Source organism: Candidatus Enterococcus courvalinii, from assembly GCF_017315945.1.
Lineage (GTDB): Bacteria > Bacillota > Bacilli > Lactobacillales > Enterococcaceae > Enterococcus_B > Enterococcus_B courvalinii.
The window spans coordinates 51,488-74,003 of record NZ_JAFLWI010000016.1; the positions used below are offsets into that span (position 1 = coordinate 51,488).

Here is a 22,516-nt window from a genome sequence, read left to right on the forward strand (position 1 = left end):
GCAAGAAACTTTATACTATTAGATAGAACAACTGCGAAAATCAAGGAGTGTTTACATGGAAAACGAAGAAAAAAGAGAAAAAATCATTGGACATATCGGACGTATTGCATCGGTTCTTTCTGTGATGATGTATGTTTCCTATATCCCACAAATCATGGACAATCTAGCGGGTTCAAAAGGCAATCCTATCCAACCATTAGTAGCGATGGTCAACTGTATCATCTGGACTATTTACGGTACGTTCAAAAAAGAAAAAGATTGGCCAATCATCATTGCTAATGTTCCCGGAATCTTTCTAGGTGCTATCACTTTCTTTACTTCGCTGTAACAAAAAAATGATTGAGTTCTCATTGATTATCTATTCAATAAAAATAATCGACACTGAGACGTATTCTTGTCCAGTGCCGATTATTTTTATTTGTCCAATTTGATTTTCTTATTCAAAAGAAAACCAATTATTATTGTAAATATTGGCGCAAACAACGGAAAATAAGCAAATGGTAAATATTGTAACGCACTAACCTTCATCGTCCCCATAATAAACGTCCCGCTAACTCCCCACGGAACTAAGGAATTGACCGCAGCACCCGCATCAGCTAGCGTGCGTGTCAAATAGGTTTTGCGTAAACCCGTTTGCTCAAACGACCCTTTAAAGGTTTCTCCTGGCAAAATAATTGATAGATATTGTTCACCAACAATCAAATTAATTCCGATACTACTTAATGCAGTAAAGCCAATCAAACGTGAAGGCCGATCCATTTTTTCGCGTAGCGTTTGAACAATTGTCCCAACGATTTCATATTTGATCAATAAACCACCTAATGCCAAAGCTAATAGAATCAAACTGGCAGAACCAAGCATACTCATGATTCCTCCTCGAGAAAGCAATGTGTTCAACTTTTCATCCGAAGTTTGAGCAAGGTAACCATTCATCAAGATATCAGCGACTTTTTGAATCGTTATTTTTTGATGAATAAATGCCAATACAACTGCTGCTGAAGAACCCACTAATAAAGTTGGAATTGCTGGGATTTTTTTGATTGCACCACCAAATAAAATAACTAATGGAATCAATGTCCAAGGAGAAATCCAAAAGCTTGCCTCCATCTTATCAATCATTCCAGTGATATTTGATAAATCAGCCGAATGACTGTTTTGACCTAATAGTGTATACAAAATTAAAGACACAATAAACGCTGGTAAATCCGTATAACGCATTGCTGCAATATGGTCAAATAAATTTACTCCACCAATTCCGGCTGCTAAATTCGTGGTATCAGATAACGGTGAACAGTTGTTTCCAAGAAAAGCTCCAGAAACTACAGCACCTGTTGTCATCGCATCAGAAAAGCCTAGTAGATGACCGATTCCTAAAAAGGCAATTCCAATTGTCGAAATCGTCGTAAATGAACTTCCTACCGTAATCCCCACAATCGTGCAAACTAAAAACGCCGTGGGTAAAAAGAAACGGATAGAAATCAATTGAAAGCCATAAACCATAATTGTTGGAATCGTTCCTGCTAAAATCCATGAAGCAACTAACACGCCAATCAGCAAAAAAATCAAAATCGGGATGATTCCCGGTGTGATTCCTTGTACGATTCCTGCATGGATGTCATCCCAAGAAAAGCCTCTGAATTTCCCATAAAATAACAAACCCATAAAAACGATTAAAATTGGGATGTGTGGTGTTAAATGAAACCCAATAATCAAAATACCTAATATCGCTAATAGTACCACCAAGACAGCGATACTTTCTTTTATCGAACTTTTTTTATTCACTTGTTCTCACTTCTCCATTATTTTTTTCATGAAAAAAGTCCCACCTCGAAAATATTATTCTCTTGGTAGGACAATCTGGATTAGTGACTATGTGTCACTTGATCAGAGTATTCATCTAAATTTTCTTCTAAAATTGCTTCAACTGCAGTATTCCAAGAATCTTTCTTGAAATGGTTGATGATCAATGGGATTACAAACATAACAACTGCGATAGCTGTTACAAGTAATGCATCACTCATTGTTGCTGTTCCTAATGTAGCAAAAACAACGACAACGATTGAGAAAATCAACATGCAACTAATAACCCAAGCAAAGAAGTTTCCTGATTTACCAATACGATAAGGTCGGTTCAATTCTGGATGTTTTTTTCTCATTTCAAGTAAAGAAATAGCAATCAACACATAAACAATACAGTAAATAACTGTAGTTGCATTTGTTAATGTCAAGAAAACAGCACTAACGTCATCCATTACACCATAAAGTAGCGCAAACAATGAAATAACAATAGATTGTGTTAACACGACATTTTTAGAAACACCATATTTGTTTTCTTTGTGGAAACCAAATTTTGGTGGTAAGAAGCCTTCTCTGGCCACTTGGATGATGGTTTTTGATGGTCCAGTAACCCAAGCAGATAACTGTAACAATACACCAATGAAGACCATGAAGCTAAAAATATTTCCGATAACTTCTGGTAAACCTAAAATTTGGCAATCAATCAAGATTGGTTGTGTAATGTTTGCCAATTCCATTTTTCCATTTGGAACAACGTTCGCAACTAACATCGCATTGATGACATTCAATAAAACTAAACCAATCAAGGCAATAAACACACCTTTAGTATAGTTTTTCGTTGCATCTTTCAAGCGAGGCATATAAACAGAGCTCATTTCAATCCCAACAAAAATAAAAGTAATACCAGCTAGATATTTTAATGAGTCTACGTGTTCTAAGTCTGGGAAAGCTTTTGACCAAGAAAATGCACCTAAATAGCCGTTTGAAACCAAACCAACTTTAAATGCTGCCAATAAGCCAAGCACAAACATGATTACGACAGGAATGTATACACCCAACCAAACACCAATATTTCCGCCAACTTTTGCCATATCAAATTTTAAATTCAATAACGTAATAATCCAATAAATAACTAAAATACAAGCTAATACGAACCAATGGTTATTTCCTAGTTCCACGTTCCCAAAGGTATTTCCAAGCAATGGGCCTAATGTTGAAGCAACCATTACCATACCAGGAAACATTTGAACCCATAGCAACCAAGCAACGACAAATCCCCATTTACTACCCAAAGCTGTTTTTACCCATAACTGTGGGCCACCTTCTTGAGGAAGCATGGTTGACAGTTCACCAGAAACCATTGAGATCGGACCAGCAAAAAATAAAACTGCAAAAATCGAATAAAAAATTAACGTCCAACCTACTGCTGCCAAAGTCGGAATACTCCGAACTGTAGCACACAGTGCCATTGTCAGACCAATAAAGGTTCCAAGACCCATCTTACTTACTTTAGATTCACTCACGGTTGACACTCTCCTTGATTTGTTGGATAAAATAGTGTCTTTGAAGCAATCTAAATTGGCAATAAACAAAAGTAATTCCATCGATTCAAAGTTCGGTTTCATGCTTCAGCCTATCGCTTAAACGACAATGCTCCAAAGACGTCCTCAAAACTAAGAAATGGAGAAGCGAAGCCTGGGCAATCATTCCCAGACTTCTCCTACCTTCACGAAATAAACGGATACTCCATCTCGATTAAATTATTTTGCTTCGCTTGCCAATAATTGGTCTGCGTAGATTTTTTCCAATTTTTCTTGAAGAGCAGCTTTAATTTTTTCAGCATATTCTTCAAAGTTTTCTGCTTTATTCATATATGGTGTCATTACACTTGCACGTAGAACTGTCACTTTTCCAGCACGGTTCCATTCATCATCTGAGAAGCCTAATTGGTTCACAAATTGTAGTGGACTGTTACCATAATCAGGAATAGCAAAATCAGTATGTGAAGTTAAGAATTCATTTCCATAAATGCTACCTTTTACATATGAAGAGTAGTCATATACGTCATGGTTCAATTTATTCATAGAAACTAGATCATCGTTTCCTTTTTCTTTGAATACATAATCAACCATGTTGAAATCTGGATAAGTCAATGGATGAACTTCGATTTCTTTATCACCAACTTTAAATGACAAGTTGTTTAGGAAATTGAAGAAACGATGTGCACCTTCGATTGATGCGCCCATTAATTTTCCGTAACCAGTTACGTTCAATGGTAATACATGATGAGCAGCCCAAACACTAGCAGCAGTTGCCCCAGCTTTTGAACCTTCAAGAATGTACGCACCAAGTAAAGCAGGGATATCTGCTCCTTTTTCAAATACGTAAGTAGCAAAGTAAGAAATGACGTCTCTCATGCGGATATCTTTAATAACGATCCCACCAGCTGAATAAGGTACATAACCCATTTTATGTGGGTCAATTGTTACAGATTCAGCTTCAGAAATTGCTTCATACGCATGGTGAACTTCTTCTAAAAGATAATTTTTGTTTTCAGTAAAGACATGATGTTTCGCATGAACATCTTTTAATTCTTCAAAAGGAATAAAGTTGTTGTCTTCGTCTAAGAAAATTGCGCGACCATAACCACCATAAGCAGCATCTACGTGCAAGTAGAAGTAAATTCCTTCTTTTTCTAAAACACGACGTAAAGCAACAATTTTATCAATGCTATCGATTGCGCCTTCTTCAGTTGAACCAACGACTCCGACTACACCCAAGATAGGTGTTTTTTCAGCAGCTAATTCACGAACGATTTTTTCTAATTCGTTGATATCCATACGATAGTTATGATCAACTGGCACTGGAATAACTTGATCTAAACCAACCCCAATGATATCGGCTGCTTTTAGCCATGAGTAATGTTTTGTTTGTGGCACTAACCATTTACCTAATTTTGTTAAATGTTTACCACTACGTGCTGAATGAGCTTTGATATCATCAATTTTTTCTGGGACACTATCTAACAGATTCATGATTTCTTCTGTTGACATGTTCATTAATTCCCAATCACTCTTACCAGCAACTAATTCAGGTGTTACTTCTTGCATTGCAAGAGGTAAAGATTTGATATTACGAGCATACCAAAGACCTTCTAAGTTTGCTAAAGAACCGTCGGCAACAATGTGTCCCCAGCCATCTTCATAGCTCATTAATTTTGCAAATTCATGTCCTACTTCTTCTTCCATTTGACTTGTTGCTGGAGAAGATTCGTAGGCAACGTTATTACCATTCCATAACATTGCGAAATTGTACGCTAGTAAAGATGGCATTAATGTTTCAGAGTTCATGTGTCCCCAATAACGTCCGGCATTATGCCAAGGAACAGAATGAGTACGCATACGTGCTGAAATTTCTGATAAAACGTCTTTCGTTTTATTTACAGTGTGCTCGAAACTAGCACTACTTTTTTCTTCCGGCGTAATAATAGGCATGTCTTGAGGCATGTAGTTTTGACGCCATCCTAAATGTTCATCAACTAACTCATTTAACAAAGCTTTATAGATTTGGCCGTTCTCCGCTTTGTCACCAATGAATAGTGCATTCAGGTTTAGATCATTTGACAATGATTCACTCATGTGAAACCCTCCTAAAAAAATATTTAAATTTTGTCGAGCCCTACATTACACCTGTTCTTTAATTCTGTAAACTAAAAATAAGCCGATTTTATAATCATTTTCTAATAATATGTAATTGAGTGAATTGTATGTGATTTTAAAAAAATTCAAAAAAAGGAGGGAATTTACAAAAGTAAATTCCCTCTTAAAGATTGTATTAACGACAACCGTTGTTCTCTTTTAGGATGGGTTTCAAAAGTTTGAATCTTGTAATAGAGCTTCCCTTTTTCAAGGCAAAAAATTACTAAATTCTAATCAACTACTTTGGCCAAAAAGTAATTTTTCTTACCTTTTCGAATAACCACAAACTTACCATCGAATTCATCTGATGGATTTACGACAAAATTTAAATCGGTAACACGGTCACCGTTAATACTAATAGCTCCGTTTGAAACATCTTCGCGTGCTTGACGTTTTGATGGTTCAATTTTTGTTGAAACAAGTAGTTCCACGATATTTTCAGGTGTACTTGAAATGTCGACGTTTGGCATTTTACCAAAACCTTGCGCGATTTCTTCAGCATTTAGTTCTTTAATATTTCCTGAGAATAAAGCTGCTGTTATTTTTTGCGCTTCTTTCAAGTCTTCTTTACTATGAACAAAAGCAGTTACTTCTTCTGCCAAACGTCGTTGTGCTTCACGTTTTTCAGGTTCAGTTTCAACTTTTTTAGCTAAGTCATTGATTTCTTCTTCTGTTAAGAATGTGAAGAATTTCAAGTATTTCACAACGTCACGATCATCTTGGTTCAACCAGAATTGGTAGAATTCAAATGGTGATGTTTTCTTAGGATCTAGCCAGATTGCGCCACCAGCTGTTTTCCCGAATTTTGTTCCATCCGCTTTTAACATTAATGGAATCGTTAGTCCAAAGGCTTCTGCATCAGGACCTTCTAGTTTACGGATCAAATCTAAACCAGCAGTGATATTTCCCCATTGGTCAGCGCCACCGATTTGTAATTGCACATCAAATGTTTTGTGTAAGTGCAAGAAGTCAATTGATTGAAGGATTTGGTAAGTGAATTCAGTAAATGAAATCCCTACTTCTAAACGACTTGCAACGATATCTTTTGCCAACATCGTGTTAATGTTGAAGTTTTTGCCGTAATCTCTCAAAAATTCTAGTAAAGAAATTTTTGATAACCAGTCGTAGTTGTTTACAAATGTGATGTTTGCATCTGCACCAAATAATTTACCCATTTGTGCTGAAAGTGCATCAACATTATGTTGTACTTGTTCCATTGTTTGTAAAACACGTTCCGTTTGTCGTCCGCTTGGATCACCAATTGTTCCTGTTCCGCCACCAATAAGAATATATGGATGATGGCCTGCCAATTGAAATCTTTTCATCATCATAAAGGGAATCAAGTGTCCGATATGCATAGAATCGCCTGTCGGATCAACGCCACAATAAAGTGAAATACTCTTCTCTTCAACGAGTTCGCGAAGTCTTTCTTCGTTTGTTTGTTGATTAATGGCATCACGCCAAGTTAATTCATCAATAATATTCATTATATTGACCTCCGTATAGTTTTTATGAAAGCAGGAACCTGCTAGCATTCGTAAAATTAGTAAAACTTTTTTGAGTGAACAAAAAAAGTCCCTTGACTAATAACTAGTCAAGGGACGAAAATTCGCGGTACCACCCAAATTATATGTTCTGCAAGAACATATCTCTCAAACATTTAACGCTGTCGCGTGACAAAAACTGTCAAAGACTCCTGAAATGTAATTCGTTTTAAGGCTTGTACTAGTTCGCAGCAACCACTAGCTTTCTGAAACATCGACCTTAACCACTACTTCGTTTCGTTCTTCGTCTTGTTATCTATTAACATGTGTCTATCATAGAGCCCGTTTTTTTCTTTGTCAACACAAAACAAATATTTTTTTATTAAATAACATCAAATTACAAAAATCCCAGTGTTTAAAATCACATTTGAGTAGTTTTCCTAATAATTTTATAACACATCATTTTTTCTGTTAGAGTTGATGATAAAAATAGCCGATTTTCTCATAAATCAGCGTATCACTTTTACTTCTTTCCTGTCTTCGTTACAATAAAAGAAACAAAGTTATTCTATTATTTGAGTAAAAGTGTAAAGGTAGGGGTATAAGTTAATGGAACCAAAACAAAGAAAAATTCTTGGAGTCACTGCCGGTATAACCGTGCTAATTTCAATCTTCAGCCTATTTTTGATTATTCATGCCACTTCTAGTGAAAAGTCAGCTTCTTCAACGACGGCTGAACAAACAACCGAAAGCCAACCAACAACTGTCAATTCCGATGATAAACAACTGAGTGAAGCACAACAATTAGTCAAAAGTTATCACTATGACGAAGCGATCAAGCAATTAGCTGACGCTCATTCCGCTGAAGCGAAGGAGCTCCTTCAAACCATCAAAAAAGAAAAAGAACAATTAGTCAAATGGGAGGACCCAACAAAAATCTCTCATTTATTTTTCCATAGCTTGATTGTTGACCCAGCTAAGGCATTCCAGTCACAACAAGCACAAGGCTACAAAGAATACATGGTCACAATTCCTGAATTCAATAAAACAATTGAACAGCTTTATAAAAACAATTATGTTTTAGTCAACTTACCAGACTTAGTTACGATTGATGATCAAGGAAATGTTTCCTTTGTAGGTGTTTCTTTACCTAAAGATAAAAAACCACTCGTCCTTTCAGAAGATGATGTTAGTTACTATGAATATATGAAAGATTCAGGTTTTCCTGACAAGTTGATCATTGATAAGAACAAAGTGAAAAATGTGTATGTTACTAACAAAAAAGAACAGATTGGTGATTTTGATATGGTTCCTTTGATTGATAAATTTGTCGAAGATCATCCTGATTTTTCTTATCAAGGAGCTAAGGGAACACTGGCATTAACTGGCTACAATGGCGTGCTTGGTTATCGAACTTCCAAATCTGAATACGGGGACAATGAGAAAACAAACACAGAAATCAAAAAAGCGACAAAAGTTGCTGAACAATTGAAAAAGGATGGCTGGACCTTCGCTTCTCATACGTGGGGACATCTGAATATGACAAACGCTTCTCTGGAAGATGTAAAACGCGACAATGAGCTTTGGCAAACAGAAGTCGCTCCAATCTTAGGAAAAACAACGATGCTCATTTATCCTTTTGGTGCAGACATCAGTGATTGGCACGACTACACAGCTGAAAATCAAAAATTTGATTACTTAAAATCACAAGGTTTTTCAATTTTCTGTAATGTGGATGCCTCTACTCCTTCTTGGGGACAATTGGGAGCAAACTATTACCGTCAAGCGCGAATCAATATTGATGGTATTCGCTTTGAATCTGAACTTTCGGGTCAAAATAATGTCTTAGAGCAGTTCATCAACGTGCCTTCTGTGGTGGATAAACAAGCTCGTGGATTAAGCTAAATACAAAATGAGTCAAAAGAGAAGCTGGGGTTAATCCCAGCTTCTCTTTTTATTTTGCTTCCACTTTTCCGATAATTTCATTTCCATGAACAGAAGTTACAGTATCTATTGCTATTGTTTTGATTGCCTCTTTATTGGTGAAAACAACAATCATATCAGTTTTTTTCTCATTCATTGCTAACATGGTCAGATCCACTTCTGCGATTAGTTGTCCACGCGCAATGCGTTGTCCTTCTTCGACATAAATCGTAAATGGTTCTCCTTTTAAGTCAACCGTGTTGATCCCCATATGAAGCAACACTTCAATACCACTATCTGTCTTGATTCCCACAGCATGTTTCGTTGGAAAAATACTTGCGATCGTTCCAGAAACCGGTGCGAAAATTTCTCCTGAGGTTGGGATAACCGCAAAGCCATCTCCCATCATTTTTTCCGAAAAAACTGCATCTGCAACTTCACTAATTGGAATCAATTTTCCATTTGCTACAGCATAGACTTCAGTTGTTTTTGTAATTTCCTTGTCAATTGGCGCTTTCACCTCAGCGGGTTGGCTTGATTCGTTTGCCAACTTGAAACTCCGTGGTTGTCCATGTAGTTTGCTCATTTCATCAGCAACAAATTGTACTTCAGTCCCAACAATAACTTGAATATTTGTATCATCAATTACGTTAACTCCTGGCACACCAGTTGCTTTGATTTTTTCTTGATTCACTTGATTAGTGTCTTTTACTTGTAAACGCAAACGGGTTGTACAATTATCGATTACTTGGACGTTTTCGATGCCGCCAAGCGCTAGATAAATCTCAGTTGCTAAGTGTGAAAACTTCTCTTCCCTCGTAGCAACTTCTGGCGTTTCCTCGCCAGTTCCAGCTTCCCTTCCCGGAGTCATCAAGTTGAACTTTTGAATAGCAAATCGAAAACCAAAATAATAAATAACTGCAAACACAGCTCCCTGTACAAGCAACATCAAAGGTTGATTTGCTACTGGATTTTTCAATGACAAGAAGTAATCAACAAATCCTGCACTAAACGCGAAACCTGCTGTCCAATGGAAAAAGGCACTAACTGCCAATGAGATTCCCGTAAAAATAGCATGTAAAACATACAACGGCCAAGCAACAAACATAAATGAAAATTCTAATGGTTCTGTTACACCAGTAAAAAATGAAGCAAAGCCTGCTGCAAGCATTAATGAAGCAGTCTGCTTTTTCTTTTCAGGACGAGCGCTTTGATAAATAGCAAACGCTCCAGCAGGTAAACCAAACATCATCACAGGGAAAAATCCTGCTTGATACATCCCAGTTTGTCCAATAATTGCTTTTCCAGTATCCAACGCTTGTTGTCCAGCTAAGAAGTTTCCAATGTCATTAATTCCAGCTACGTCAAACCAAAAAACTGAATTCAATGCATGGTGTAAGCCAGTTGGAATCAATAAACGATTAAACAAACCATACACGCCAGCGCCAATAAATCCTAATCCAGAAATTCCTTTCCCAAATGCAACTAACACGTCATAAACACTAGGCCAAATGAATAATAAAATAGCCGAAATTAGAAGCATTCCTAATGCTGACATGATTGGAACCAACCGCTTCCCACTAAAAAATGATAAGGCCATGGGTAACTTGACTTGACTAAAACGATTGTACATTTCAGCAGCTACTAAGCCAGCCACGATTCCCACAAAAACATTATTATCCATGCTATTGAACGCCGGATTGACGTCAGCAAGATTGGTTAAGCCAAATAACCCTTGAACAGAAAGTGGTGCTAAAACAGTTTGTGGAACTAAATAAGCGACTAAACCAGCTAACGCGGCTGATCCATCCTTATCTTTAGACATTCCCAACGCTAAACCAACAGCAAATAGTAACGCTAAGTGATTTAAGATAGCTAACCCAGCATTCATCAAAAAAGTTGTTCCTGCGTTACTAATACCCATTCCTACGATCCAATTCGCAACCCCTACTAAAAGTGATGCCGCTGGTAAAACTGCAACAGGCAGCATTAATGAGCGACCCATCCTTTGCATGTATGCTTTCATTCTCTTCCTCCAAAAAAACAAGACCATTTATTTACCTGATCTAGTCTAAATTATTATTGATTTCTGTTTATGGAAAATTTTCATGAAAAAAACAAAAAACCAACAAAAGAAAGTATACCATTTCAAATAAAAAAAAGCATGAAAATTTTATCGAACAAGAAAAATCACTTCTTATCCACCAATCTCCATACTTAATAGTAAACTTTTATTCTATTGCAGAAATAAACATACGTAAAACCAATCTATACCAATTTTAATTACTAGGAGAGATTCCTTTTAATAACAACTCCGTCCATTCCGCTGTGTAAGGTAATAATTTACTGTAAATAGCGGGCTTAGAAATCCCTTCGATCATCGCTTGAAAATACAGCAACAAAAATTCATCTGAGTATTTTAGGTCCACTTTTCCTTCTTTTCTGCCACGATGAAAAAGATCCAACATCATGTCTAAACTCTCTTTCGTATATTCATCCATCATTTCTGAAAATCGTTGGTTACTTTTTTTCGTATAATAAGCCATCAAATCAAGATAAAATTGTTGATTTACTTGTTTTAAATAATTGATTTTATTTTCACTCATCTTGATTAACGTTTCTTCAAACGAAAGATTTTGTTCCATAATTTTTTTTGCCGAATCTTTTAACTCATCCATAAATTCAAAGAATACTTGGTAAATCAACGCTTCTTTGTTCCCAAAGTACTTAAAAACTGTCGCCTTACTAACAGATGCCCTAGCGATTACTTCATCAATCGTTAAAGCAACCAAACCATTTTCAGAGTTGATTATCTCGAAGGTTGCTTCAACAATTTGTTTCTTTTTTTCTTCGGTTCTTTTTTCAAAACCATTCATTCTATCAACCTCTTTTTAAACTTCTCTACCTTAAATAGTTCATTTCTACAAGTAAAGGTATTATACACCCAAAAAATTAAACCAACAATAGCATTTCAGTTTTATTTATACAATGATTTTCATTGACAGTAAAAAACAAAAGGAATATCATCAGTGACAAGATTCACTGCAGCGAACCAAACATTGGCCTGTAGTCGAAGACGGAAGGAGTGATTTGGGAATGCCCGAAGTTGTTAAGGTACAGCATCTACAAAAAAAGTTTGGAAAATTTGAAGCACTAAAAGATGTGTCTTTTTCTGTGGACGCTGGTGAAGTTGTTGGTTTTATTGGTCCAAATGGGGCAGGAAAATCGACCACTATCAAAACATTGTTAGGAATCATCCGAAAAGATGGTGGACAAGCTGAAATTTTCGGTAAAGATGTGTTCAAAGAAAGTCTTGCCATCCATGAACGTCTTTCATATGTTCCGGGAGACGTTGCTTTGTGGGGGAATTTGACTGGTGGCGAAATTATTGATCTATTTATGAAACTACACGGAAATGGCAACAGAGAAAAACGTGATGAGTTGATTAAACGTTTTGAATTAGATCCTAAGAAAAAAGCCAAAAACTATTCAAAAGGGAATCGGCAAAAAGTTGGATTGATTGCGGCATTATCAGTAGATTCTGATTTATACCTATTTGACGAACCAACTTCAGGTCTTGATCCGTTAATGGAAGCAGTATTTCAAGAAGAAGTCGAAAAAATCAAACAGGCTGGGAAAGCTATTTTGCTTTCTTCACATATTCTCAGTGAAGTGGAGCGCTTGGCAGATAAGATTGTTATTATCCGGAAAGGAAAGGTTGTCGAAGAGGGGTCATTAGCCGAATTAAGACACTTGACTCGCTCGACAATCACTATTGAAACACAAGGTGATGTCACAACACTCGCAAATTTGTCTGGCGTTTACGACTTTGTACAAAAAGAAAATCAAGCACATTTTTCTGCGGATACCGAACAACTCAATGAAATTTTACTCGCCGCTACAAAACTAGGAGTGAAAAAGTTTGAGTCTGTTCCACCAACACTCGAAGACTTATTTATGCGTCATTATGAAAATTAAGTCACTGGGAGGTTTTTTATTATGAATAAGCGATTTTCACGTTGGTCTGTTCTTTTTTTACAATATCTCAAGCGTGACTGGAAAAAAATAGGTTTTTGGGTCATTGGATTGGGCTTATTTTCTGGCGCATATGTTCCAGCCTTTGAAGAAATCGCAAAAGGAAATGGCTTAACTGGAATGTACGAAACGATGCAAAATCCAGCGATGATTTCAATGGTCGGACCTTCACCTGTCCATTCAGCAGCTGATTACACACTAGGTGCGATGTATGCGAACGAAATGTTACTTTTCTGCGGGTTATTTGCAGCTGTGCTATCTATCTTACATGTAGTCAGTCATACAAGAAAAGAAGAAGATCTTGGCTTAGCAGAATTGATTCGCTCCTTCAGAGTTGGCCGCCAAGCCAATTCATTTGCTGTTTTAACTGAAACGCTGTTAATCAACTTGTTACTAGCGGGATTCACCAGCGGAATGATGATTGCTTTTCAAGCTTCTTCTATAACAGTAGAGGGATCTTTATTATTTGGTTTTTCAGTTGGAGCTGCTGGTTTTTTAGGTGGCGTAATTGCTTTATTTTTTGCTCAGGTAATGCCGGTTTCTTCAAGTGCAACTGGCGCATCACTTTCACTAATAGGAGTAATGTACTTATTAAGAGCATGGACCGATGTCAGCAACAGCGATTTGTCCATGCTGAATCCCTTGAGCTGGACTTATTTAACGTTTCCTTTTACTAAAAATAACTGGATACCACTTCTTTATCTGTTCCTATTTAGTATTGTAGTCTGCGTTTGTGCCAGTTTATTAGAAGAGCATCGTGATTTGAATTCTGGCTATTTTCCAGAAAGCGAAGGAAATGCAACAGCAAAACAGTCGCTATTGTCTATACCAGGGTTATTTTTACGGCTAAATCGAGGAGTAATCATCAGTTGGTTCGTAGCCTTCGTTATCATGGGGGCCGCTTATGGTTCGATTTACGGAGATATGCAAGACTTTTTAGAAAGTAATGAGTTAATGAAACAAATGTTTATGCAATCAGGTTCTTCTATAGAAGAGTCGTTTACTAGTACAATTATCATGGTGCTGATTTGTCTTTCGGCTATTTTACCTATTGCGATAACAAATAAATTATTCTCAGAAGAAGCTCGTGGCCATCTGGATCAATTGTTTTCAACTAAGACTTCTCGTCATACGTTTTATTGGACTACAATTAGTTTAGCTATACTTGCTGGCGGAGTAGCCACTTTATTGAGCGCAGGCGCCCTCGGTGTGACAGCATTGTCTGTCATGACTGCTAAAACATCTATGACATTATCTGTTTTTTTAGCAGCAGGCTTCAATCTTTTCCCAACAATTTTATTTTTCATTGGGTTAGCTGGATTATTCTTAGGTTGGGCACCTAAGCTTGGTAAAATTAGTTACGTCTATTTAGGTTATTCATTCATGTTGAATTACTTCGGTGGCATCTTAAATTTGCCTGATTGGTTTGCCAAAACAGCTATCCAAAGTTGGTTTCCAAAGTTGCCAACAGAAGCATTTGACTTTCCAACGTTTAGCACGATAATGTTCATTAGTATAGGCATGATTTTCTTGGGTTCTCTTGGTTATCGTCAACGAGATTTAATTATCGATTAAAAAAAGGAGGTATGACAAAAATCTTGTCATACCTCCTTTTATGATTAAATGATGTTCAAGAAGTACCTCTTCATTCTAACTTACATCTACTTCAAAATATAAAAAGCTATTTTGAGTGCCTACTCACATCTCTTCGGAGCTGATTGCTTTGCGCCACAACCTCTTCTCACGGTGTTCCCAAAGTAACTCCTCGCTATAGCTGCATCCACTTCAAAATATAAAAAGCTATTTTGAGTGCCTACTCGCTATCTCTTCGGAGCTGATCGCTTTGCGCCACAACCTCTTCTTTCAGCAAACATTTTATAGATCTTCTAATTCCTCTACATCAATCAGTTCAACGATTCTTCCCTTTCGTTGAATGAGTTGTTGTTTCTCCAACAACTTGAATTTTCTAGATAACGTTTCAGGTGTAGTTCCCAAAAAGGCAGCCAATTCTTTCATTTTCATTGGTAGTGTCAATTGCAGATTTTCTTCTACTTGAAACAGGTCAAGCAAGTATGTGGCTAAACGTTCTTCCACTTTTTCCATCATCAAAAATTGTGTTTGTTGCTCAATCTTCGCCATTTTTTCTGCATTAATTTCTAACAATTTCAAGCTTAATTCTGGATAATGAAGTAACAGATTTGAAAAATCTCGTTGTCTTAACAAACAAATTTCTGTGGGCTCCAATGCTTCAGCAAATAAGGAATCATTGGGAACACCAAACAATTGACTTTCTCCCTCATAACTTCCTGGCAAAGCAACACGTAATAGCTGTTCCTTACCACCAGAAGAAAGCTGGTACACTTTCAACTTTCCATGAGCGACAATCACTAATTGAGCATCGTCAGCTGGCGAAAAGATTTGTTCCCCTTTCTTAAACTCTCGATGGCTCACTAATTCATGGATTTTTTGTTGTTCTGCTTCTGCCAGATGATTAAACAATGGTACGACTGAGACACACAAATGTTGATGATCCACGTAACACCCTCCTTATTCTTCCTCCATTAATCCTTCTTGAATATCTTTTCCTAAATAACTTTGCCATGTATACAATTGGTGATTAAGCCAAGCATATAATCCTTTGAGCCATTCTGCTAATCCATATTTACCTTCTTTTTCCGCTAAAACAATTCCACGAGTAACAAATAACTTTTGAGTAGCAAAATCAGTGACCATCTCAGTCAACATTTTTTCAGCAGATTCATATTTCAGCTGACCACTTTCCTTAATCATTGCATAATCGACAAATTCAGCAGTCGTTGTTGGAATGAGTTCCCCTTCATCTAATACCAATTGACTTAATTCGTCAAACAACTCATCTTCTTTGACGATGATTGTTGGTAACTTGGTTTCTAAATAACCACGTTGGTTACCTTTAAGGTATGCTCTTGCTTGTTTAAGCTTTGTACGATGAATAACTAAGTTAGACAAAATGTGACTAATCATCGCTGCAGCGGTAGGCGTATGATGATCTTGTTCACTTTGGATTTTTTCTTGTTCGTATTTTTGGGTTGGGTTCATCTTATGCTAACCCCTTTACTTTCATTCCTTCGACATCATAACCTAATGCTTCGATCTTTTTGCTTAAATCTTCTGGTTGAATATCCTTTTCATTTATTTCAACTTTTACTTTGCTGGCATTAAACAAAACTGTTACTTTTTCAACACCAGTTTGTTGGCTAAGTCCTTGTTCGATTTTTTGCATACAAGACGGACAAGTTAATGTCCCTAATTGGATAATTACTTTTTTCACGATAAATTCCTCCCTTTCACTACATCTTTAGTTTAATTCCTCTGTTTCTTTAAATAATTGATTTCTATCAAGTTTTTTCTTTTTTTGATGATAAGATAATAAACGCATGCCATTGAAAACAACTAGTAAAATACTTAACTCATGAAATAACATACCGCTTGCCATATAGACATAGCCGAAAATCAGTCCGATTAGTAAAAACAAAACTGTGCCTAACGCAATCCCGATGTTTTCTTTCATATTCAAAACTGATTTTTTGGTTAACTCATAGGCATAAAGCAATTTTTTAAAATCAGATTGCATCAAAACGATATCGGAAGTTTCTACCGCAACATCTGTCCCATTCCCCATAGCAATTCCAATATTTGCAATCGCTAAAGAAGGACTGTCATTGATTCCATCACCAACAAAGGCAACGACTTGACCCTCTTCTTGTAATTTTTTGATGTAGGTTGCTTTGTCTTCTGGTAATAAATCTCCATGTATCTCTGAAAGACCGATTTCTTTCCCCACGCTTTCAGCAGTCAGTTGATTATCGCCAGATAACATCACTAGCCGTTTGATTCCTTTTTCTTGCAAACTCTGTAAAGTTTCTTTGACTCCCTCACGCAGTTGATCCTTGATTCCAATCAATAAGCCGACCTCGTTTTCTGTTGCTACAAATACTAAAGAATTCCCTTCTTCTTGTAGTCGTTGCTCGTCTGATTCAACTTCTGTCAGAGAGATGCCTTGATCGCTTAACAGTTGGTGATTACCTATAAATAGCTTTTCTCCTGCTACTGTTGCAATAATTCCTTTTCCTTTGATTACAGTGGTGTCTGTTACTTGGTATTGCTCCATATTTTCTACCTGTTTTTCCACATACTTTACAATTGCCTGTCCCAAAGGATGATCCGACTCTTGTTCGATTCTAGCAACGAGTGGTAGAATATTCGCCGGTGTTTGACCATAAGACTTGATACTTGAAACACTTGGTTTTCCATTAGTTAACGTTCCTGTTTTATCAAAAACCATAGTATCTACTCGACTAAATACTTGCATTACTTCGCTACCTTTGACCAGCACACCGTTTTTTGCACCGTTGCCAATCCCAGCAACATTGGAGACTGGAACACCAATGATTAACGCTCCTGGACATCCTAAAACTAAAATTGTGATTGCCAAACGAATATCCTTAGAAAACAGCCCAATTAAAAGTGCAAGAATTAACACAAATGGTGTGTAGTATGTCGCAAATCGATCAATAAAGCGTTCAGTTGTCGATTTAGCGTCTTGCGCTTCTTCAACTAATTCAATAATTTTCCCAAATGTTGTCTCTTCACCGACTCGTGTTGCCTGTACTTTCAATGTCCCATTTTCTACAATCGTTCCAGCAAATACTTGATCCTCGGCTTTTTTCGCTACTCGTTTCGCTTCACCGGTAACGCTCGATTCGTCAATTGAACCTTCGCCTTCTATGACTACGCCATCTACAGGAATTTGGGCGCCAGTTTTAACTAATAACAAATCATCTTCCTCGACCTCATCAATTAGGATCTTTTCCACCGTATCTCCAAAGAATTTCCAAGCTGTCGTTGGGGCTAATTGAACAAGACTTTGAATAGCAGAGCGCGTTCTTTCCAATGTTTTTTGTTCCAGAAAATGACCAAATAAAAATAAGAAAGCAACAATCGCAGCCTCATTATACTCACCAATCGCAAACGCACCAAAAATCGCAATCGTCACTAGCAAATCAATACTGATAACTTTCACTTTCACTGCTTGATATGCTTGAAGACCAATTGGCAAAATCCCAAAGACAGCCGAAATCGCCATACTTAAACGATACCCTTCTTGATACGAAAAAAACTTAGCGGCAAGCGCTAAAATAATGAAACTACCACTCACTATCATCAATTGTTTTTTATGACTTAAAATCATTTTTTGACTATTCATCCTAACTCCTCCTTTACTTTCCAATAACAGAATAATCAAAAAAAAGACGGAAAACATTGATAGCTATCAAGAAAGCAAAAAAGGTTGCAATGAGCATTCACACTCATTACAACCCTCTATCATTGGCGTTTAGTCTAATAATCTTTTTTGCCCTTCAAGTGATTGAATTTCTGTCACATCTTGAGTAACTTCTAAACAACCAAGATAGTCATTTGCTTCATTTTTTAACGCAAAGTAGCGAATATAGATTTTTTTCCCGCGCATGTCAATCCAAAATTCAGCTTCCGAACGGGCACCTGAACGAAAATCATCTAAGATTTGCTGCACGATATGCATACTTTTTGGTGGATGACAATTCACCACTTCTCGTCCAATCACGGATGTCGTTCGCGGGAAAACCCGTTCTTTTCCTTCAGAGAAAAAGCGTACGCGATCTTCACTATCCACAAACGTCAAATCAACTGGTAAAACTTGAAACATTGCAATCATTTGTTCTAGTTTCAATGTTCCTGTTGGTAGGACAATCGTCTCAGCGACTTCTTCAACCTCTGCCTTGTTTTGTTTTTCTACAAATACGGGTACGCTATCCGGCTCATTCAACAAACTTTCTGCAATTTCGTCTGTGGTTTCTTTTGCTTGTTGGATTGCTAGTTGACGAGCAGGTTCGCGCTCACTTTCTTTTTCCAATGCTTCTTGGCTTGGTTTCCAAGGAAGTGGTTCTGGAATAAAGGCAAAACCGATATCAAAGCTATCTGCTGCGATTTTTTCCCAATCAGATAAACTAAATACATCCAGTGTCATCGGCGTCATGATCTCTTCTTCTTTAAAAATCATTTCTTCGATTTCATTTTTTGTTTCTTCCCACTTGGTAGCAATTGGGTTATACGCAGCTCGTTCATCTTCTACTAGTTGAATCAATGCCTTCACCATGTCACGAATATCGTCATCCACGCCCCACATCACTTTTGGTGGTGCTGAGATTCCATATTTTTCCATGTAAGAAAAAATCAATGTTTCTTTACGTGCATAATGCTTATCGATTTGTCTTAGATCCTTGAGCGCTTTAAGTAATCGTTCTTTTTGTGTCCAATCACCTGCTTTGATTTTTAACAATAAGTCGTCAACTTCATCTGTTAACAAAGATTGCAGCACTTGATTTTCTAACTTCAGCGTGTGAATTGGATGACCCGGTTGTTCATGTTCCAAGTTGGACCGGTGGATCTCATTGATTGATCCTTTAAATACTGCCGCATGGATATTACATAATCGTTGAATTTCTTGAGGATTTAAGCCACTCTGAATCAATGCTTTTTCGGCTGCTGTGATTTCTGTCACATCCACTCCGTCAAACTCTTGATTGAATAACTCTTTCGCCGCTTCAAACGAACCACCTTCATGTAACAACGTTAAAATTTCCACAATGCGTTCTTGTCGTTGCTGTCTTGTTCGTTCCATCACTCTACTCCTTTCACAACAAAGCCATTTGCTTCAAAAAAATCAATCACTTTTTCTAAAGGAATTTTTTTCATTTTTGCCCCTCTAGGAATCGTCATATAACGACCCGCTGTTTGTAACATTCCTGGTTTTGCAATTGCTTCAAAACCTAATCTATACATCAATTCCTTTACTTCAGGGTAAAGGGAAACTAGTTCAAACAAAGACTTTGATAAATCCAATTCTTTCATTGACATCCTCCTTTTTAATCATGAATGCTCGCTTATTATACGCCTCTTTGCTACTATTTTCATTCAAAATTAACACATTTTTTCACAAGCTTTGCTAGAAAAGGTAGGAACAAGTTTATTTTTTTAATGCAAAATACAGAGGAGCTAACTCGTTTAACGCTTTGGTTGTTTCCGCTACAAGATCTTCTACTGGACAATCTGTTTTAAAAAACAAACGGCCAATTTGAAACGAACGATCCTCCATCGCTTCCCTCAATGCTTCTTGACCTTTCGGATCCGCTAAATAGGTAGCCAAAGGTAAGTGATCCACCAACTCATGTTCTACTTGAGGCCAAATGTAATATCTTTCTATCGCAACTTGCTTGCTCCATTCTGATAATGTAGCTAGCAACTCATTGTATTCTTCTACTCCCCCACTTCGCTCGTCACTTTTGTAATGTTGAAACATCAAATAAACTTGAAATTGTTTTTTATTTAATAACACAGCCATGCACGCATTTTCTTGCTGGCGATCTTCGCTGCGGTAAGCACTCCAAAAATGACTTCGCAAATTCCAACCATTCGTCCAACTCTCAACTTTTGGTTTTTGCATTCCATATGCTACCGGCAATTCTTTTGCAACTTCCAACTGTAACATTTTCCATTTTTGCCACTGTTTTTTATAATCCGCTTTGATTTCTTCGATTTCTTGTGCTGAAGCCTGTTCTTTTAACTGCTTGAAGGTATATATTTCTCGATCAAATAATTGAAAATCAGTTTGATTCAATTCCATGTGCGCACCTCTTTCTATCACCAGCTTCATTGTAAACAGTGCGAGTCAAAGTTGCAATTTTTACTCAATTTATCCTCACCTTAGTTGAAAAAGAGCGCTTTATTAAAAAATTTGTTATACTTTTGCTATGAAAGGAGTGATCATATGATTACAACAACTACAAATAGTGTTGAAGGAACAACGATCGAGGATTATAAAGGAATCGTTTTTGGTGAAGTGATTACTGGTATCAATGTTTTTAAAGATATCGGTGCAGGATTACGAAACGTATTTGGTGGACGCTCAAAAAGCTACGAGGACGAACTATTACAAGCTCGAGAAGAAGCGCTAGCTGAAATGGCACGTCGCGCTGAATCTCTTGGTGCTAACGCCATTATTGGTGTAAAAATGGACTATGAGGTTCTTGGTAGTGACAACGGTATGTTAATGGTTACTTGTAGCGGAACTGCTGTAGCTACTCGATAAACAGTTTTCCACAGATTAGAACGAAACAAAAGCATCGCTTCTCAAAAGGACTACTATTTTTGAGAAAGCGATGCTTTTATTCTGTTTCTAAAAATGAATGGATGCGCTATAAAAAAACATCCAGGATTATTTTAAAGTCAAGTTTTTTTTCTGATGAACATGGTATACTAACAAACGACAGTAGAGTTTATGACGATGGCTATCCAATTAAAAGTGAGGGGGGATGCGTATGTGCATACTTCCAAAATCCAGAGAGAGGAGAAGCCTTTTTGTCTGTTGAATCAGCTTTGGAGCGAATGATTGGTTTCGATTCGTTAATCGCAACGATCATTTTTGGCATCCTAGCAGTAGTCAACCAAGACAAAAAAATAACCGTCTACTTCCTCTAATCAGGACGATTATTTTCTAAGATTATTACTGGTCACCGTCTTAAACGGTGCTGTTAGGGAGTTGTTGACGCAACTCCTTTTTCTATATTTATTTTAGCATATTTTCGCTTGAAACACTAGAAACATTTTTTCCTACTTAACCTAGCTGAAGCTGTTCAGGCTCTTTTTTTCATTAAAACAGCTGTGACACTAACCAAACCGAAGCCTAAAACAGCTAACCCAATTGATTGTTTGTCGTTCGTTTTAGGTAACTCTTTTACCGTAGAGCTAGCTGCTAAAGGTTCCACACTTTGTTTCGTATCAGCGGCATAAACGTCTTGGTTCTCTACGTTAGAACCAGCTGAGTGTAAAATGGACTTGATTCGACCGATACTGGACTCAAGATCTGTTTTCTTTGCCTTTGCATCTTCAATTGCCGCTTGTGCGTCTTGAATTTTCGCATCAATTTCAGCACTCGCTGTTTCAATATCTGATTGTGTATTGGTTAAAGCAGTGGATGTATCTGTCCCCAATGCATGGATTTGTTCTTGAATCTCTTTCGCTTTTTGAATTTTTCCATCAATATCTTTTTGTGTTGCATCAGCAATTTCTTGTGCATTGGCTAAATTTTGTTCTAATTGTTCATGATTTTTTTGTGCGTTCTCTTTTAGTTCAGACAAATCTTGATGAATCGTTTCTTGATTTTCTTTCAGTTTATTCTTAGCATCCTCTAAAGACTGTTCGATTTCTTTTCTTCGTTCTTCCAACTTTTGAAACCAATCAGGGTCGAATCGCTGTGTTGAAGATGCCGTCGTTTCGTTTGCATCAGAAGTAATCGTTGATTCTGTTGACTCAATTGGTTGTGGTGCTGATTGTGACTCACTCGTTGCCACTGTTTCCTCGATACTTGTCGAGCTAGTTGTTTGTGTTATTCCCGTTGTTTCTGCTAAGACTGGTTGTGCTAAAAAAAACAATCCCGAAGCAGTAACGGTCACTGCTAGACTTGTAACAAATTTCTTCATGTCTGGATCCCGTCCTTATTCT

Annotated in this window: 20 protein-coding genes and 1 other annotated feature; of the genes, 6 read left to right on the plus strand and 14 right to left on the minus strand. The window is 37.1% G+C overall.

Annotated features, from left to right (window positions below; translation table 11 throughout):
* Window positions 1–55: 55 nt before the first annotated feature.
* The gene (locus tag JZO71_RS09950; protein WP_206899343.1) at window positions 56–328 is read left to right on the plus strand and encodes a SemiSWEET family transporter; all 273 of its coding nucleotides are present in this window, start codon (window positions 56–58) and stop codon (window positions 326–328) included.
* An 86-nt stretch (window positions 329–414) separates the two neighbouring features.
* Here the strand turns inward: JZO71_RS09950 and nhaC are convergent, their stop codons facing one another.
* From nhaC to tyrS, 4 genes are all read right to left on the minus strand, one after another.
* The gene (gene nhaC / locus JZO71_RS09955; RefSeq protein ID WP_206899344.1) at window positions 415–1,782 is read right to left on the minus strand and encodes a Na+/H+ antiporter NhaC; all 1,368 of its coding nucleotides are present in this window, start codon (window positions 1,780–1,782) and stop codon (window positions 415–417) included.
* Window positions 1,783–1,862: 80 nt separating this feature from the next.
* Window positions 1,863–3,320, minus strand: a complete 1,458-nt coding sequence (gene tyrP, locus JZO71_RS09960; protein WP_206899345.1) for a tyrosine-tyramine antiporter — start codon at window positions 3,318–3,320, stop codon at window positions 1,863–1,865.
* Window positions 3,321–3,557: 237 nt separating this feature from the next.
* Window positions 3,558–5,435, minus strand: a complete 1,878-nt coding sequence (gene tdc, locus JZO71_RS09965; protein ID WP_206899346.1) for a tyrosine decarboxylase — start codon at window positions 5,433–5,435, stop codon at window positions 3,558–3,560.
* A gap of 290 nt (window positions 5,436–5,725) precedes the next feature.
* The gene (gene tyrS / locus JZO71_RS09970; RefSeq protein ID WP_206899347.1) at window positions 5,726–6,982 is read right to left on the minus strand and encodes a tyrosine--tRNA ligase; all 1,257 of its coding nucleotides are present in this window, start codon (window positions 6,980–6,982) and stop codon (window positions 5,726–5,728) included.
* A gap of 107 nt (window positions 6,983–7,089) precedes the next feature.
* Window positions 7,090–7,293, minus strand: a binding site (T-box leader).
* Window positions 7,294–7,588: 295 nt separating this feature from the next.
* Between tyrS and JZO71_RS09975 the strand changes: the two genes are divergently transcribed.
* Window positions 7,589–8,884: a polysaccharide deacetylase family protein gene (locus JZO71_RS09975; RefSeq protein WP_206899348.1), complete on the plus strand. Its 1,296-nt coding sequence runs from the start codon at window positions 7,589–7,591 to the stop codon at window positions 8,882–8,884.
* A gap of 49 nt (window positions 8,885–8,933) precedes the next feature.
* Here the strand turns inward: JZO71_RS09975 and nagE are convergent, their stop codons facing one another.
* Both nagE and JZO71_RS09985 read right to left on the minus strand, forming a co-directional pair.
* A complete protein-coding gene (nagE, locus tag JZO71_RS09980; protein WP_206899349.1) occupies window positions 8,934–10,928 on the minus strand; it encodes an N-acetylglucosamine-specific PTS transporter subunit IIBC in 1,995 nt (664 codons plus the stop codon).
* A 253-nt stretch (window positions 10,929–11,181) separates the two neighbouring features.
* Window positions 11,182–11,778: a TetR/AcrR family transcriptional regulator gene (locus tag JZO71_RS09985; protein WP_206899350.1), complete on the minus strand. Its 597-nt coding sequence runs from the start codon at window positions 11,776–11,778 to the stop codon at window positions 11,182–11,184.
* Between the two features lie 220 nt (window positions 11,779–11,998).
* Here JZO71_RS09985 and JZO71_RS09990 point away from each other — a divergent pair, with 220 nt between their 5' ends.
* Window positions 11,999–12,880 carry an ABC transporter ATP-binding protein gene (locus JZO71_RS09990; protein ID WP_206899351.1) on the plus strand — a complete coding sequence of 294 codons (882 nt, stop codon included), beginning with the start codon at window positions 11,999–12,001 and terminating at the stop codon, window positions 12,878–12,880.
* A gap of 21 nt (window positions 12,881–12,901) precedes the next feature.
* Window positions 12,902–14,512: an ABC transporter permease gene (locus JZO71_RS09995; RefSeq protein ID WP_206899352.1), complete on the plus strand. Its 1,611-nt coding sequence runs from the start codon at window positions 12,902–12,904 to the stop codon at window positions 14,510–14,512.
* A 300-nt stretch (window positions 14,513–14,812) separates the two neighbouring features.
* Here JZO71_RS09995 and JZO71_RS10000 read toward each other — a convergent pair whose 3' ends face one another.
* From JZO71_RS10000 to JZO71_RS10030, 7 genes are all read right to left on the minus strand, one after another.
* Window positions 14,813–15,472 carry a helix-turn-helix domain-containing protein gene (locus JZO71_RS10000; RefSeq protein WP_206899353.1) on the minus strand — a complete coding sequence of 220 codons (660 nt, stop codon included), beginning with the start codon at window positions 15,470–15,472 and terminating at the stop codon, window positions 14,813–14,815.
* Window positions 15,473–15,484: 12 nt separating this feature from the next.
* A complete protein-coding gene (locus JZO71_RS10005) occupies window positions 15,485–16,015 on the minus strand; it encodes a ferritin-like domain-containing protein (RefSeq protein ID WP_206899354.1) in 531 nt (176 codons plus the stop codon).
* Window position 16,016: 1 nt separating this feature from the next.
* Window positions 16,017–16,247: a cation transporter gene (locus JZO71_RS10010; RefSeq protein WP_206899355.1), complete on the minus strand. Its 231-nt coding sequence runs from the start codon at window positions 16,245–16,247 to the stop codon at window positions 16,017–16,019.
* A gap of 27 nt (window positions 16,248–16,274) precedes the next feature.
* Window positions 16,275–18,182: a heavy metal translocating P-type ATPase gene (locus JZO71_RS10015; protein WP_206899356.1), complete on the minus strand. Its 1,908-nt coding sequence runs from the start codon at window positions 18,180–18,182 to the stop codon at window positions 16,275–16,277.
* A 129-nt stretch (window positions 18,183–18,311) separates the two neighbouring features.
* Complete coding sequence (locus JZO71_RS10020; protein ID WP_206899357.1) at window positions 18,312–19,637, minus strand: DUF438 domain-containing protein; 1,326 nt, start codon at window positions 19,635–19,637, stop codon at window positions 18,312–18,314.
* Entirely contained in the window at window positions 19,637–19,867 is a 231-nt protein-coding gene (locus tag JZO71_RS10025) for a DUF1858 domain-containing protein (protein ID WP_206899358.1), read from the minus strand. The genes JZO71_RS10020 and JZO71_RS10025 overlap by 1 nt, the downstream gene beginning before the upstream one ends.
* A 115-nt stretch (window positions 19,868–19,982) precedes the next feature.
* Window positions 19,983–20,639 carry a glucose-6-phosphate 1-dehydrogenase family protein gene (locus tag JZO71_RS10030; RefSeq protein WP_206899359.1) on the minus strand — a complete coding sequence of 219 codons (657 nt, stop codon included), beginning with the start codon at window positions 20,637–20,639 and terminating at the stop codon, window positions 19,983–19,985.
* Between the two features lie 144 nt (window positions 20,640–20,783).
* Between JZO71_RS10030 and JZO71_RS10035 the strand changes: the two genes are divergently transcribed.
* Together JZO71_RS10035 and JZO71_RS12500 are read left to right on the plus strand one after the other, a co-directional pair.
* Complete coding sequence (locus JZO71_RS10035) at window positions 20,784–21,104, plus strand: putative heavy metal-binding protein (RefSeq protein WP_206899360.1); 321 nt, start codon at window positions 20,784–20,786, stop codon at window positions 21,102–21,104.
* Between the two features lie 269 nt (window positions 21,105–21,373).
* Entirely contained in the window at window positions 21,374–21,493 is a 120-nt protein-coding gene (locus JZO71_RS12500; RefSeq protein ID WP_242590566.1) for a putative holin-like toxin, read from the plus strand.
* 155 nt (window positions 21,494–21,648) lie between these two features.
* Here JZO71_RS12500 and JZO71_RS10045 read toward each other — a convergent pair whose 3' ends face one another.
* The gene (locus JZO71_RS10045; RefSeq protein WP_206899361.1) at window positions 21,649–22,494 is read right to left on the minus strand and encodes an LPXTG cell wall anchor domain-containing protein; all 846 of its coding nucleotides are present in this window, start codon (window positions 22,492–22,494) and stop codon (window positions 21,649–21,651) included.
* Window positions 22,495–22,516 lie beyond the last annotated feature (22 nt).

Bases quoted from the DNA above. Each gene is read 5' to 3' on its own strand.
- JZO71_RS09950 (WP_206899343.1), top strand. From the start codon at position 56: ATGGAAAACGAAGAAAAAAGAGAAAAAATCATTGGACATATCGGACGT.
- tdc (WP_206899346.1), bottom strand. From the start codon at position 5,435: ATGAGTGAATCATTGTCAAATGATCTAAACCTGAATGCACTATTCATT.
- tyrS (WP_206899347.1), bottom strand. From the start codon at position 6,982: ATGAATATTATTGATGAATTAACTTGGCGTGATGCCATTAATCAACAA.
- JZO71_RS09975 (WP_206899348.1), top strand. From the start codon at position 7,589: ATGGAACCAAAACAAAGAAAAATTCTTGGAGTCACTGCCGGTATAACC.
- nagE (WP_206899349.1), bottom strand. From the start codon at position 10,928: ATGAAAGCATACATGCAAAGGATGGGTCGCTCATTAATGCTGCCTGTT.
- JZO71_RS09985 (WP_206899350.1), bottom strand. From the start codon at position 11,778: ATGAATGGTTTTGAAAAAAGAACCGAAGAAAAAAAGAAACAAATTGTT.
- JZO71_RS09990 (WP_206899351.1), top strand. From the start codon at position 11,999: ATGCCCGAAGTTGTTAAGGTACAGCATCTACAAAAAAAGTTTGGAAAA.
- JZO71_RS09995 (WP_206899352.1), top strand. From the start codon at position 12,902: ATGAATAAGCGATTTTCACGTTGGTCTGTTCTTTTTTTACAATATCTC.
- JZO71_RS10005 (WP_206899354.1), bottom strand. From the start codon at position 16,015: ATGAACCCAACCCAAAAATACGAACAAGAAAAAATCCAAAGTGAACAA.
- JZO71_RS10015 (WP_206899356.1), bottom strand. From the start codon at position 18,182: ATGAATAGTCAAAAAATGATTTTAAGTCATAAAAAACAATTGATGATA.
- JZO71_RS10020 (WP_206899357.1), bottom strand. From the start codon at position 19,637: ATGGAACGAACAAGACAGCAACGACAAGAACGCATTGTGGAAATTTTA.
- JZO71_RS10025 (WP_206899358.1), bottom strand. From the start codon at position 19,867: ATGAAAGAATTGGATTTATCAAAGTCTTTGTTTGAACTAGTTTCCCTT.
- JZO71_RS10030 (WP_206899359.1), bottom strand. From the start codon at position 20,639: ATGGAATTGAATCAAACTGATTTTCAATTATTTGATCGAGAAATATAT.
- JZO71_RS10035 (WP_206899360.1), top strand. From the start codon at position 20,784: ATGATTACAACAACTACAAATAGTGTTGAAGGAACAACGATCGAGGAT.
- JZO71_RS10045 (WP_206899361.1), bottom strand. From the start codon at position 22,494: ATGAAGAAATTTGTTACAAGTCTAGCAGTGACCGTTACTGCTTCGGGA.